The organism is Methanococcoides sp. NM1 (assembly GCF_900774285.1).
GTDB lineage: Archaea > Halobacteriota > Methanosarcinia > Methanosarcinales > Methanosarcinaceae > Methanococcoides > Methanococcoides vulcani.
Genome location: NZ_CAAGTW010000002.1, coordinates 285,343 through 298,690, shown reverse-complemented (window position 1 = coordinate 298,690; position 13,348 = coordinate 285,343). Strand labels below are relative to the sequence as shown.

Genomic DNA, 13,348 nt, shown 5'->3' with positions numbered 1-13,348 from the left:
ATGTGTTCAAATCAAATGTCTCCAGCACTACCATCTTCTATAATGCTACCGACCTTTCCTCCAATACTCTGCATACTATCAGTACCCAGACGGTTGATATTACAGGCAATATCAATAGTAGCTGGACCAATTCCAGTGTCAGTACCGGTGCTGATACCACTGCTCCTTCCAGCATAACCGGTCTTGCTGGTACTCCTGGAGAAACCTGGATCAACTGGAGCTGGATTAATCCATCTGATCCTGATTTCAATCATACAATGATCTACATCGATGATGTGTTCAAATCAAATGTCTCCAGCACTACCATCTTCTATAATGCTACCGACCTTTCCTCCAATACTCTGCATACTATCAGTACCCAGACGGTTGATATTACAGGCAATATCAATAGTAGCTGGACCAATTCTACCGCAAAGACCTCCTCACAAAATTCTGGTGGTACATCAGGTAGTAGTTCCTCCGGTGGCGGTGGAAGCAGTACTACAAGCGAGGACTTCGAGAACATAGAATTAAAGGATGTTGTTGTCAGATACATTACAAATAATTTAGAAACATCTTTTATGTTCAAGAACGAAAACCTGGATATCATTTACATCAACATTTCAACAGATAAGACCATTGGTGATCTAAAAGCAATAGTCGAATCTCTCAGATCAACTTCTTCATTAGCTTCAAAACCAGCAGAAGGCCGGATATACAAGAACATCAATATATGGGTGGGGAATGCTGGTCTGAAGAGTAATCTCCGAATCTCTGATGTAGGTTTCAGAGTTGACAGGGTATGGCTTGATGAGAATAGTGTTTCAGAATACTCTGTAAGATTGAGCACTTATCGAAATGGAAACTGGTATGTCTTACCCACGGAAAGAGTGGATGAAGATGATAATTACGTCTACTATAAAACAGACACTTCCGGTGAACTGCTCTCACCGTTTGCAATAGTAGAATATATAGAAAGTAAACCTGTTTCACTAACTACCGGGGAAGAATCTGTTGTTGAAGGCAGCAAGGTTCCTGAACCTGTAAGGGTCAATCCGGCACTGGATCCTTCGGCAGAAGGTACTGGTATTAGAGATGGGGCGGCTGAAGAGCCAACCGCTTCTGAGTTTAACACATTGTTCTTTGCAGTACCCGTAATTGTATTAATATCGGTTTCATTTGTTGCAGTTAGAAGGGGCTATCATATTAAAGCAAGAGAGAAGGCTGTTGGTTTCCTCGATAATATACTAATGGAAAAGGATAATGATTCCAGAACTTCTTCAGATAAGGAAATTCTGCATAAAGATGTCCCCGAAGGGCCTATGGAAATTATTCCCCCTGCTCCGGAGATTGAAACTAAAGAAGTTGATATTGAACAGAAGCTAAGGGATCTGGAAGAATCTGGTCTCATCTCCGGTGTGGTGCATGAGGATCAAAAATAAATGAATTTAAAAACAGTAAACATAAGTCTAGTATTTCCATTGAGATCTTCACTGGAAAAATATCGGAGGTGATCCTGAATTAAAAATGCTGGCTAAATAGGAATAAGATGTTGGTTAAAAGGGATTAAAAGTTGGTTTCCATCCCTTTTTTATAGATAATGTTCTCGATCCTCTTCCTGTCTGAAATATCGCAGAAGCTGATAAGAATACCTATCAATTTGTCGTTCTCGCCTTTAATGGGTGATCCGATGATATCGACCGGGATCCTTGTGTTGCTCTTTGTAATCAGGAGGGTCTGACTTGCCAGACCATAGAACGTGCCTTCCCTGATGACCTTCTCAACGGGGTCCTCAACGGCTTTACCGGTATCTTCACTTTCGACATAGAAGATATTCTTTAATGGTTTTCCAAGTACATCATCCTGCTTCCAGCCGGTAAGCGCCTCTGAAAAAGGATTCATGAACTTTATGTAACCATCCTGGTCAGTGGCGATCATTGCATCGCCGGTGTTGTTCAGTATTGCAGTAAGCCACTTCTGGCTCTCTTTTAATTTGCTTTCCATCTCATGCTTGTAAAGAGCAATTTCGATGTTGGTGCGAAGTTCACTTTCTTCAAATGGTTTGAGTATGTAACCAAAAGGTTCTGTCAACTTTGCTCTTTGCATAATGTTATCGTCTGCATAAGCAGTGATATAGACAAGGGGGATTTCGTAGTTGATATGGATATGGTTTGCAGCTTCCACACCGTCCATTCCATCCTTTAACATTATATCCATCAGAACAAGGTCCGGTAAATTCGGTTGTGAATTTTCCAGTATCTTAAGAGCTTCCCTGCCGCTGTATGCTGGAATAATGTCATAATCGTAGGATAGGTATGCGGTAAGCAATTCAACATTATCAGGTTCATCGTCGACGACAAGTATTTTGGTTCTACCATTCTCAGCCATATTAACACCTAATGGACAAGTATCGGGTTCAAATTCATTATTGGTCATGTAAAACACTACCACCGAATATCAGTTTTCAGGGAGCGTTTTTTGCATTTGGACCTTCTATCAGTATTGTAATGAACAATATATAATCATTACCATCATACTATTTACTTATGAATTGATACCCGTTATTGTTCTCTTTTTTTACCCCACAATGCTCATGTTGGCTACTTTTAGTGGTGGTGTCACGGTTCCGCCAACCTTGCGAACATCGGTTCCTGCACCTGTTATATTGTTGAGCATCTCAAATATATTGCCTGAAAGCATAAGTGATTTGATAGGTTTGTCTATTTTCCCGTCCTTTATTGTGAAAGCATTTCTGGCTTCCACTGAAAAGTCTCCTGAAATAGCATTTGCAGTATGAGCACCGATCACCGTATTGATAAAGACGCCTTCATCAGTATCTCCTATCACATCGCTTTGAGGATAATCTATGATCAGATTACGTGAACCTACCGAAGGTGTGGATGAATAGGAGTGACGTATACCATTTCCTGTACTGGTGGTCTTACCCTTTCCTGCGGTATAGTTATCATACAGGTAGGATCTGAAAACCCCTTTTTCGATGAGCGTTGTGCGCTGAGAAGGAGTGCCCTCTTCATCTGAGATGGATGTTTCCATTCCAGCATGAAGAGTACCATCATCTATTATTGTTAGTTCGGATGTGGCAATGCTCTCATCTATCTTTCCTATTAGTGAGGAGCGTCCTTTCTGCACATTATCAGCATCAATGGATGGCTCGAACGTATTTCCGAGGATGTCGGAAAATGCAAATGGATGGAGAATGACATTCGTTTTCTGTGGTTCAATGGATATGCCATTTTGTGATCTGATGGCAAGATCTGCAGCATTTTTCCCTATATTGAATGTATCAATGTCAAGGGAGCGTGATACCTCGAAGTCATAGGCTGTAGAGATATCTCCATCTGTTGTGATGACATCCACGAAACCGGAAACTCCTGTACCTTCATCGATCACTTCAACACCGTTTGTGTTCATTATCAGTTGTTTGCTGATCGTTGTAGAGAAACTTCCTGATGTTGTGTTGATATTTGGTATAGACAATGCACCATTGATCATTTCCCCTGTTAGGGAAATACAGTCATCCAGGCCAAGTTCATCTATCTTTTTATCAAAGGTTCCTGAAACTTCCGGATATTTTGAATTTGAAGGCAATGATGTCCAATCCGGATCGCTTTCTCTCACTTTTGCAGAAGCTACAGCTACTTTTACAGCTTCATCGATGCGTTCTACGATATTTGTGCTTGCAAAGCCGACTGCTCCATTGACAATAGTGCGAATTCCGATGCCTTCACTGCCACTCTCTTTTGCAGATTCGATCGTGTTCTTCTTTATATCCGCAGTTATGGAACGGCTGTGTATAATGAAAACTTCAGCTTCATCGGCACCCAGTTGTTCAGCTATTTTCAGTGTATTTCCGGCAAGGTCGAACATATCAGGCACCTCCTACCAATGCTTTTGAAATGGATATGTGTGGTGAACCATCCGAGACCGGTGCAAGCTGACCGCCTTTACCACATCTGCCCGAATGCATCTTAAGGTCGTTTCCGACCAGGGTGACATTATTAAGGATCTCAAGTGTTTTACCGGAAAGGGATACATCGCGAAGCAATGTGGTCACTTCTCCATTCTCGATAAGATATCCTTTTTCCGCATTGAACTGGAATATCCCCTCACCTGTATTGACCTGGCCGCCACGTGAGCCGGTAAGGTACATTCCATCTTTGACCTCCTCCAGCATCTCGTCAAAATTGGAATTACCATTGTCAATGTAGGTATTGCTCATCCTTACGATCGGTGCAGAGTATCCCTGTGCACGACAGTTCCCGGGTTCTCCACCAAGAGCTGCTGCAGTTTCTCTTGAATGCAGGTATGAATTTAAGGTTCCATCTTTGATGATGGTGGTCTTTGATGATCTTACTCCCTCGGAATCAAATGGGTAGTACCCGTACTCATGAATGGTGGGGTCATCGATTATGTTAATAAGCGGTGATGCGATCTGTTCTCCGATGCGTCCGGCAAGTATGGAGCTTCCTTCAAGGACAAGGTCTGCTTCGGAAGCATGGCCTACTGCTTCATGGGCGAACACACCTGCAAGCTCCGGATCAAGTATCACAGGCAGTGTTCCACCTTTTGCCTGCTTTGCACCAAGTAGCTCTACGGCTGTTCTTCCTGCGGATTCTGCAAGAGCAAATACATCGTTTTTCTCAAAAAGTTCATAGCCGGAAACTCCAAAACGACTTTCCCTGCCTACCTGATAAGCTCCTCCTTCGCTGGCAACTGCACTGATGGCGAATCCGGTTCTTATAAGATCGTATTCACAATCAATACCTTCGGAATTGATGTATTGCATCCTGACAGAGGCCTCAGAATAAACTGCAGAAGTACTGCTAATTCCATCTATCTTTGCATGACTGTCTATGTCTTTCAATAACTGGACCTTATCTTCAATTGGGATATCCTTCGGGTCAATAGTGGCAACCGGGAGGTCTTTCACCACAGGTTCTTCCATGGGCTTGAGCTCGACCTTCTCCTTTGGGGAGATGTTGTTCATCTGCTGTGCAAGCTCTGAAGCTGAACTGATGGCATCGTTAATATCAAAATTCCCTTCTGCTGTGGTAAATCCCCAGGAGCCTCCGCATAATGCGCGAACTCCGCAACCTCTGCTGTAATTTACCGAGATCTCTTCTATATTGCCATTATCAAGGACGATCGAGGTAGACGTACCATCGATCACCCTGACATCGTAAAAACAAACTTCAGACATTGTCGTTACCTGTGATCGGTTCACTTTCAGGCATTTTAATAGCATTCATTTCGGTCAGTTTCCTGAGCTTCTCAACAATGCCTGCTTTATCTTCACCTATAAGACTATGCTCGATGACCTCTGCAATTGTTGTTACAGGTATGATCTCAACCATTTCCTTGTAGTTATCCTCTATGAGGACATCAGCTTCGTTGGACTTTGGAATGATAATCTTCTTAATACCTGCCTGTGCTGCAGCTTCTATCTTGTAGGTAGCACCGCCTATTGGAAGTACATCTCCTCTGACAGAAAGGGAGCCTGTCATGGCAACGGTCTGGTCGATAGGGATGTTCTCCATTGCAGATATCACAGCAGTTGCAATTGATATTGATGCGCTGTCACCTTCCACACCTTCGTAGGTTCCTACGAACTGGATGTGAATATCGTGATTGATCACATTCTCTCCTGTTACGTTCTTGATGACCGCTGAAACATTCTGCACAGCTTCCTTTGCTATATCTTTCAGCATACCGGTGGCAATAACGTGTCCTTCGTCAGCAGACTGTGTCGGTGTGACCTCTGCAATGATCGGAAGCACAATACCGGAATCCCCGCCCATGACCGCAAGTCCGTTGACCCTGCCGACCGCTGCTCCGATCTTGGTGAAGAGCTGGTAGTCCTTACGCCTTTCCAGATAGCTGTCTGCGAGCTGTTGCTCAATTGAACGTGCGATCTTCTTGCCTGCGAGAACATGCTCTGCAGTTGTGACCTCCGCGTTCTCAGCGTGAGCAATGTCACCGGCGACCCTGACAAGCCCTCCCAGATCACGGAATTTAAGCGTAATATGACCTTTTCGGCCTGCCCTTCTTCTTGCTTCCCTGATGATCTCGTTTACCGCACTTTTATCAAATTGGGGGATGTGTCCGTCGCGTACAACCTCCTGTGCTACAAAGCGTACAACTGACTTCCTGTTCTCAATGGTGTCTTCCATGGAATCTCTCATGAAGACCTCATATCCATAACCCTTGATACGTGAGCGTAGTGCAGGATGCAGCTTTTCCATAGCATCGAGGTTACCTGCTGCCACCATGATAAAATCACATGGTACTGGCTCTGTCTTTACGAGTGCACCGGAACTGCGCTCGGACTGGCCTGTAATGGCATATTCCTTCTCCTGTAATGCTGTGAGAAGGCTTTGCTGGGATTCGATCTTCAGAGTGTTCATCTCATCGATGAAAAGTACACCCTTGTGTGATTTGTGGATATCACCGCTCTCTACCCTGTCATGAGCAGGTGTTTCAAGTCCACCTGACTGGAATGGGTCATGCCTGACATCCCCAAGAAGTGCACCAGCGTGTGTTCCTGTTGCATCGATATATGGTGCCTGATCTTTCTGGTAATTTGAAACGATGAGCTTTGGTATCATCAGTTCTTCTTTTGGCATGAACTGTCTTGTCAGCATAAGTATCATGATAGCTGCAATGATACCCCATAGTAACTGACCGACATAGAAGGAATACATCACAATACCAAAGACCAGGAACATCATCATCATATTGCGTGACTGGGCTTTCTTGCGTGATTCCATCCTATGGGCCAACACGATCTCCCTGCCTTTCCCGGCAGGCACTTGCCTGATCTTTGGGTTGTTGCTGTCCTCAAGATTCGGATATGCCATTATATCTTCAAGTTCTTCCTTTGGCAAAAGTTCAGCCATTGCCTTTGCGAGCATTGATTTTCCGGTACCTGGTGTACCTACCATCATTACATGACGCCTTTGGCTAGCTGCTTTCTTTACAACTTCAACGGCGTGGTCCTGCCCGATGACCTGGTCGATAAGTAATTCAGGTACATCTATTGAATTTGTAGTTTTAAAATCTTCACCGAAAAGTTCGGCTTCTTCATTAGCAGTCATTTCGTTATCCATGGTTAACTCACATTTTAAACAGTATGATATGCAGGTATTTACAGGGAATATGCTAGAATGTGATTTTTTGAGAGTTTTTGCTATTGTTATACTAGAGGCATTCAACTAAATATATTTAACTATTTCAATCCTGTCTGAAAGCTATGAGAAGATATGTTTTTAGATGGTTTGTTATACTAAATCGAAGTAATTTCTTTATTAAAAACAATGCTAAAACTTTTGCAGATAATGTGCATCCATGACAAGCTGTTTCACATCAAAAATAAATAAGAACTTTGAAGGAGTAGTAGAATTTATTAAAGAATAATGAAAGAGAAAAAGCAGTATTTTCCTGTTCTATTTCTTTTTTGTTCTACTTCTTTTTAAATCACTTTTCCATTAAATTTTATTGAACTAATTATTAAATAAGGTCAAGGATCCTTATTGCAAGTTTTGCAGCATTTGCACCGTTATCAATACCAACGCTGGCAACAGGTACTCCGGGTGGCATCTGCACAACTGATAGCAATGCGTCAAGACCGCCAAGCTTTGCACTGACAGGTACACCGATCACAGGCTTCATCGTCCTGGAAGCAATAACTCCCGGAAGTGCGGCGGATAGTCCTGCAATAGCAATGAAGACCTTTGCATCACTGTTGGCGATGTGATCTTCAAGTTTATCAGGGTCTCTGTGTGCGGAGATAACATTTACTTCGAAGGTGTAATTTGTTTCTTCCAATACTTTCGTAACACGGTTTGCAATTGCGTTATCTGATTCTGAGCCCATTAATATTGAAATATCTACCATTTTTTATCTCCATCAGGGGAGGTTCCCTTCCCCGCTAAGTTCATGCTGGCGCTCAATGCTCATCCTGATAAGGATCTCAAATATCTCTTTTACGGCGCCGGAATCAAGGTTTCTTTCGGTTGCAATGTTAGTAGCCCTGTCAAGAACAACATGATTCTGTGTATCATCATTGATAACCCTGTGTTCTTGTTTCTTGCTCTCCAACACCTCATCTGCAAGATCGGTCCGTTCCGCGATCATTCTTATGATCTCGTTATCTATCTTCTCGATCTTACTGCGAACTTCATTTATTGCGGTCATGTTCACCCACGAAATTAAAGTTTCATTGAACCTTCATTATTAATCTTGGTATTTATCACTTTTCCGGTGGTTCCGCACTCTTCCCATATATTTACAAGCTCATTTGCCAGATTTTTATCCACAAGTGCAGAATATGCGGGCCCGGTCCCCGATAAGCTAACTCCCTTTACCCCAATCCTCAGTGCTTCTATCATTATATCAGTACTGAACCCAAGCGCTCCACAGTAGAGGAAACCATTAAGCGTCATGGCTTTCTCATATTCTCCTTCAAGTGCAAGCTCATATGCCATATCGATCCAGGGTGCTATAAGCTCCGAGTTCTGTACGTTTGTCTGTGAACTGAAAGCCTGCCTGTCAGGTGCAAAGATAATTACATCCATATCTTTCTCGGTGCGTTTGATAAGTTCGTTCTTCCTGTTGTCCGTCACAACGATCCCGCCAAAAAAAGACGCACATGCATCATCAAGGGCTCCTGTGATGGTAACGCCTGCATCCTTTGCAGCCCTTACGCCGATATATACCGCATCCATAGGTTCCAGTGTCTCACCAATAGCATCAAGAGTTGCAAGAATCGTTGCATTCGCAGCCGCACTGCTGCTTTTCAATCCGCTTGCAAGCGGCACTTCGGTACGCGTGAGGACAGTTCCTCCCATCTCAATGCCAAAATGCTCCAGAACAAGCTCAACCGACCTTTCAATAAGCGTGGTGTCCCCTTGCGGCACATTTTCAATACTTCCGGTTATAGAAGAACTGTTATTTGTAAGTTCAACATCCGCAAAGGTCTTCAGGTCAACCCCGAAAGCTGATCCTTTCCAGGTAGCAATGGCATTAATGATGGTTCCTGCACCAAGTGCATAAGCATATCCTGTTAGTGTCATATCGAATTCCCGAAAATAGAATATGGGATGTTGATATTTAAGGGTATGACTTACTTCTTCAGTTCAGCAATACCCAGGAAAGCATACTTCGTTTCCAGAGGCACCCCTGTATCTAACGGGTTGATCACCTTTTTGGTAATTTCGATGTTGATATTACCATCATCGAGCTCTGAATCCCTCATGTAATCCATGACCAGTTTGTTGCCAAGTTCTTCTGCATAAGTCACTGCTTCCTCATAGTTGTTCATCTCATCTTTTCCAAGAGGGGAGAAAACTGAAATTGAGGTTGGTTTAAGGTTGTACTTGGATTCACCGAAGGTTGCCCGGATGAGGATCTCTATCCTTTTGACCCCTTTTCCTGCAAGAGCGCCTACTGCATTTCCGACTTCGGCTAGTTCAGGGAGGATTATGTTTGCATCCACGAACTTCTTTATCTCTTCGGTATATGCACGTACAGGCCCTCCAAGGAGCACTACCGGGACATCTACCTTAAATCCTGCAAAGAAATCGCCATCGAGACCTTTTCCGATCTCTTTAGCATCCATGGTTTCCAGGAGGTAAGAAAGAAGATTTAATGCCATGTTCTTTGCTACTTTTCTTTTGATCTCAAGGCAGAGGTCCTTTACCTCCATGTCTGCAAAGATGCACATTTGTTCTGCACCGATAATTGCTGCTTCGGTATTCCATTCGTTGTAATCCCCAAGCACATGCAATACGTCGGTCGGTGTAAATCCGATGGCCTGTACAAGTCTTTTTTGTATCAGGCTGTCAAGGAGCATTGGGGAAGGCATTCTTCTGCTTTCCCAGTGTATTTCGCTGACAGAAACGGGTTCATCCCCGATCCTGTTCAGCAGTTCCTCTTCCCTTTGGGTCAGTTCGATAGGTTTCTGCTCTGTCCTCACAAAGAATTTCGTTGGCTGGATGTTCTCACCCAGTTGTGTTCTCGAAATTGATTGTCCCTGCTTCAGCTTCTTAATGATATTCGGATGTTCTGTGGCTGCAACACACAGCGGAACAACTCTTCTTGGACCGATATTGAGCACATGGTTCATGACCCAGACATGGCTGTCACCACCCATTGCAGAGGTTTCCATCTTGATAGCTTCCACTTTTGTCTGCCAGCCACCTACAATGGCCCCGGAATCAGATATCTGAGGTAATCCGTTGACAGTCAGGGAAACATCGGTACTTGTACCGCCCACGTCGATCACCACGCAGCTTGGTTCCTTTGACAGGTAAGCTGCACCTATAAGGCTGGCGGCAGGTCCTGTAAATATTGATTCGATAGGATGTTTAAGGGCTTCATTCATTCCCACGATGGAGCCATCACATTTCAGCATCATGAGCTTTGCATCTATTCCACGGCGGTTAACCTCAGAAGCAACGGTGTTCATGAACTGGTTGGCTATTGGTAGCAGCTGGGCGTTCAGGAATGCTGTAATTCCTCTGTCGTATGCACCCAGTGACTGGGAAAGCTCGTGTCCGCAGATCACAGGCATTCCGGTAAGCTCTGTAATAAGTTCCTTTACTTTCCGTTCGTGTTCGGGGTTCCTGACGCTGAAATAAGACGAAACGGCAAATGCTGATACTTTGTTCTTTACATTCTGGACGAACTCCTCAACCGAATCAAGATCTAACGGAGCGGTTTCATTACCACCGGTACTGTGTCCACCTTCCACAGAGATGTAATACTTGATCGCAGAATTCCTTGGGGAATCCGTTTTTCCTACAAGGATAAGTCCCACTGGGTAGCCGGTCTTTTCCAGAATTGTGTTGGTTGCCAAGGTCGTGGATACTGACACAAGTTTAACCTGTTTGAGAATAGATTGGTCAAGTCCGTCAAAAGCGTTCTGTATACCGATCAAAAGGTCAGGATAGGTTGTCCTTGCTTTTGTAGAATCGACGATCTTTCCGTCCGCGTCGCTGATAAGAACGGCGTCGGTGTAAGTTCCTCCTGCATCAATACCAAGACTGTATTTCATGATCTTATTCCTTTATAGTGAATTTGATTTGGTGTTTGCTTAACAGTGATCTGCTTGCCAGTATCACATAAAGCACAGCTTCCACGTTTTAATTAATATCAGGATCGTAGTTAGAACATTAGGATATGTTACTTCTATATGAACATTCGGATTTTATTACGGATTGTAAGAAGTTCGATGTTACTCGAACTTGCTTGCGATCTCTTCTTTCAGCTTGTCATAGGTTATCCAGACAAGCTGTGGACCACTTTTGATCCTTGTTAATTCTCAGATATCTCTCTTCGGTGTCCCTATTCCCACGAAAACAAGCTTTGTTTCCAGTGGCAGGCTATCACCAAACATTGAAATATCGTTCCTTGTTACGTCTATGCGCACATCCTCCGCATCCAGGCCGGCTTCTTTCATGTAACCGAGAACAAGTTCTCTTCCATGCTGATCGGCATATTCAAGAGCTTCGGGATGGGTCATGAAGACCTTTCGTTCACCTTGCACGAACACGATATTACTTATCTTCGATTTCTTTCTTACATTCTTGATAAGTATCTCGATCCTCTTGATACCCTTTCCTACAAGTGCTCCCACTGCATTGCCCACTTCGGAATGTTCCGGAAGTATAACATCTGCATCGATCAGTTTTCTTACATCTTCCACATAAGCACTTACAGGCCCGCCGAGGAGTACTACAGGAACGTCAAGCTTGAACCTGGTATGATAATCACCTTCAATGACCTTCCTGATCTCATCAGGACGTACATCTTCCAGAAGATAGGACATAAGATAGATGACCATATTCTTGGCAATTTCATTTTTGACCTGCTGGCAGAATTCCATCTTGTTCTGATGTGTCATGCGTCCAAGTATGGCAGCAGCAGTGTTTGAAGCTTCAGCATTCCATTCATTGTAGTCCCCGAGCACATGCAGTGCATCAGTTGGAGTAAATCCGATAGCCTGCACAAGCCTTTTCTGAATGAGCAGGTCCAGGAAGACCGGTGAGGGAAGTTTGTCCAGGAAAATGCCATTTATGGAAACGGGTTCATCTCCAATCCTGTCATAGATCTCCTGTTCAGATGCGCTCAATTCGGATGTGGGTTCCTTTCCTGAACGAATAAAGAATTTAGTGGGCTGTATATTATCGCTCAGGAGCATTTTTGAAGGCACTCTTGCCATCTTAAGCTTTTCAAGTATCGAAGGGAACTTTGTTGCAGCAACACATAGTGGGACCACCCTTCTTGGGCCTATATTTGGTTTCTGGTTCTTGATCCAGATGTGGCTATCCCCGCCCATTGCAGAAGTTTCCATGCGAATGGCCTTGACCTTTGTCTGCCAGCCGCCGACCACGGCCCCCTCATCACAGAGTTCCGGCAGTTCATTTTCTATCATGGATACATCTGTACTTGTACCTCCGACATCAATGACCGTACAGGTCTTTGATCTGCTAAGGTAGGCTGCACCGACAAGACTTGCTGCGGGACCTGAGAAGATGGATTCAATAGGTTTTTCTTTTGCTTCATCGATACCGACCACGGAACCGTCACATTTGAGCATAAGAAGTCTTGCGTTTATGTTCCTTCTGTCCATTTCGCCGATGATCGTCTCTATGAAATGATCTGTTATTGGGATCAGTTGTGCGTTAAGGTATGCTGTGATACCACGGTTGTAAGCACCAAGATCCTGAGAAAGCTCATGTCCGCAAACAGTTGGAAGTCCTGTCATGTCTTTGATCAGTTCCTTGATCTGGAGCTCATGTTCAGGATTGCGTATGCTGAAGTAGGATGAAACTGCAAAGGCCGAGACCTCATCTTTGTTCTGGAGAATGAATTCCCTGACAGCTTCAATGTCCAGTTTACCTATTTCCTCTCCGCTGGGACCATGACCGCCTTCGACAACAATATAGTTCTTTATGGAATGGGTTTCCGGTATTACATAATCCCCTGCCATGATAAGTGCAACAGAATAGCCGGTACCTTCAAGGATAGTGTTCGTGGAAAGTGTGGTAGAAACGGAGACCAGTTTTATGTCTTTAAGGAAATTCTGATCCACTCCGTCAAGTGCGTTTTTTATTCCTTCCAGAAGGTTCGGGTAGGTGGTAAGCGCTTTGTTCGAGTCAATGATCTCGCCATCCGAATCCCTTATTATTACTGCATCAGTGTAAGTACCACCTGCGTCAATACCCATGCTGTATTGCATCTTTTATCACTCCTTTAACTCCAAATATCAGACTCTGCTTTGCATGAAGGATATAGCATAAAACGAATCAGGGATCTTCTCCCTAATATAGATGGTTTGGAATCGTAT

Annotated in this window: 10 protein-coding genes; 1 reads left to right on the top strand and 9 read right to left on the bottom strand. The window is 43.8% G+C overall.

Annotation, left to right across the window (positions count from 1 at the left end):
• The coding region (locus E7X56_RS03465; protein ID WP_135604874.1) for a PGF-pre-PGF domain-containing protein at positions 1–1,421 on the top strand (1,421 nt) is incomplete at its 5' end.
• Between the two features lie 124 nt (positions 1,422–1,545).
• Here the strand turns inward: E7X56_RS03465 and E7X56_RS03460 are convergent.
• The 9 genes from E7X56_RS03460 to E7X56_RS03420 all read right to left on the bottom strand — a co-directional run bounded on the left by E7X56_RS03460 (position 1,546) and on the right by E7X56_RS03420 (position 13,240).
• Positions 1,546–2,367, bottom strand: a complete 822-nt coding sequence (locus E7X56_RS03460) for a response regulator (RefSeq protein ID WP_135604872.1) — start codon at positions 2,365–2,367, stop codon at positions 1,546–1,548.
• A gap of 189 nt (positions 2,368–2,556) precedes the next feature.
• A complete protein-coding gene (locus E7X56_RS03455; protein WP_135604870.1) occupies positions 2,557–3,867 on the bottom strand; it encodes a TldD/PmbA family protein in 1,311 nt (436 codons plus the stop codon).
• 1 nt (position 3,868) lies between these two features.
• Positions 3,869–5,200 carry a TldD/PmbA family protein gene (locus tag E7X56_RS03450; RefSeq protein ID WP_135604868.1) on the bottom strand — a complete coding sequence of 444 codons (1,332 nt, stop codon included), beginning with the start codon at positions 5,198–5,200 and terminating at the stop codon, positions 3,869–3,871.
• Positions 5,193–7,106 carry an ATP-dependent protease LonB gene (gene lonB / locus E7X56_RS03445; RefSeq protein WP_135604866.1) on the bottom strand — a complete coding sequence of 638 codons (1,914 nt, stop codon included), beginning with the start codon at positions 7,104–7,106 and terminating at the stop codon, positions 5,193–5,195. The genes E7X56_RS03450 and lonB overlap by 8 nt, the downstream gene beginning before the upstream one ends.
• A 400-nt stretch (positions 7,107–7,506) precedes the next feature.
• Positions 7,507–7,893: an AIR carboxylase family protein gene (locus E7X56_RS03440; protein WP_135604864.1), complete on the bottom strand. Its 387-nt coding sequence runs from the start codon at positions 7,891–7,893 to the stop codon at positions 7,507–7,509.
• Between the two features lie 12 nt (positions 7,894–7,905).
• Positions 7,906–8,193 carry a chorismate mutase gene (locus E7X56_RS03435; RefSeq protein ID WP_135604861.1) on the bottom strand — a complete coding sequence of 96 codons (288 nt, stop codon included), beginning with the start codon at positions 8,191–8,193 and terminating at the stop codon, positions 7,906–7,908.
• A gap of 14 nt (positions 8,194–8,207) precedes the next feature.
• A complete protein-coding gene (locus E7X56_RS03430; protein ID WP_135604859.1) occupies positions 8,208–9,071 on the bottom strand; it encodes a shikimate kinase in 864 nt (287 codons plus the stop codon).
• A gap of 50 nt (positions 9,072–9,121) precedes the next feature.
• On the bottom strand, positions 9,122–11,053 hold the full coding sequence (locus E7X56_RS03425; protein WP_135604857.1) for a hydantoinase/oxoprolinase N-terminal domain-containing protein: 1,932 nt from the start codon (positions 11,051–11,053) through the stop codon (positions 9,122–9,124).
• Between the two features lie 267 nt (positions 11,054–11,320).
• On the bottom strand, positions 11,321–13,240 hold the full coding sequence (locus E7X56_RS03420; RefSeq protein WP_135604855.1) for a hydantoinase/oxoprolinase N-terminal domain-containing protein: 1,920 nt from the start codon (positions 13,238–13,240) through the stop codon (positions 11,321–11,323).
• Between the last annotated feature and the right edge of the window lie 108 nt (positions 13,241–13,348).

What these genes read in the sequence shown, in the direction of transcription:
- E7X56_RS03460 (WP_135604872.1), bottom strand. Translation starts at nt 2,367, where the DNA reads ATGGCTGAGAATGGTAGAACCAAAATACTTGTCGTCGACGATGAACCT.
- E7X56_RS03455 (WP_135604870.1), bottom strand. Translation starts at nt 3,867, where the DNA reads ATGTTCGACCTTGCCGGAAATACACTGAAAATAGCTGAACAACTGGGT.
- E7X56_RS03450 (WP_135604868.1), bottom strand. Translation starts at nt 5,200, where the DNA reads ATGTCTGAAGTTTGTTTTTACGATGTCAGGGTGATCGATGGTACGTCT.
- lonB (WP_135604866.1), bottom strand. Translation starts at nt 7,106, where the DNA reads ATGGATAACGAAATGACTGCTAATGAAGAAGCCGAACTTTTCGGTGAA.
- E7X56_RS03440 (WP_135604864.1), bottom strand. Translation starts at nt 7,893, where the DNA reads ATGGTAGATATTTCAATATTAATGGGCTCAGAATCAGATAACGCAATT.
- E7X56_RS03435 (WP_135604861.1), bottom strand. Translation starts at nt 8,193, where the DNA reads ATGACCGCAATAAATGAAGTTCGCAGTAAGATCGAGAAGATAGATAAC.
- E7X56_RS03430 (WP_135604859.1), bottom strand. Translation starts at nt 9,071, where the DNA reads ATGACACTAACAGGATATGCTTATGCACTTGGTGCAGGAACCATCATT.
- E7X56_RS03425 (WP_135604857.1), bottom strand. Translation starts at nt 11,053, where the DNA reads ATGAAATACAGTCTTGGTATTGATGCAGGAGGAACTTACACCGACGCC.
- E7X56_RS03420 (WP_135604855.1), bottom strand. Translation starts at nt 13,240, where the DNA reads ATGCAATACAGCATGGGTATTGACGCAGGTGGTACTTACACTGATGCA.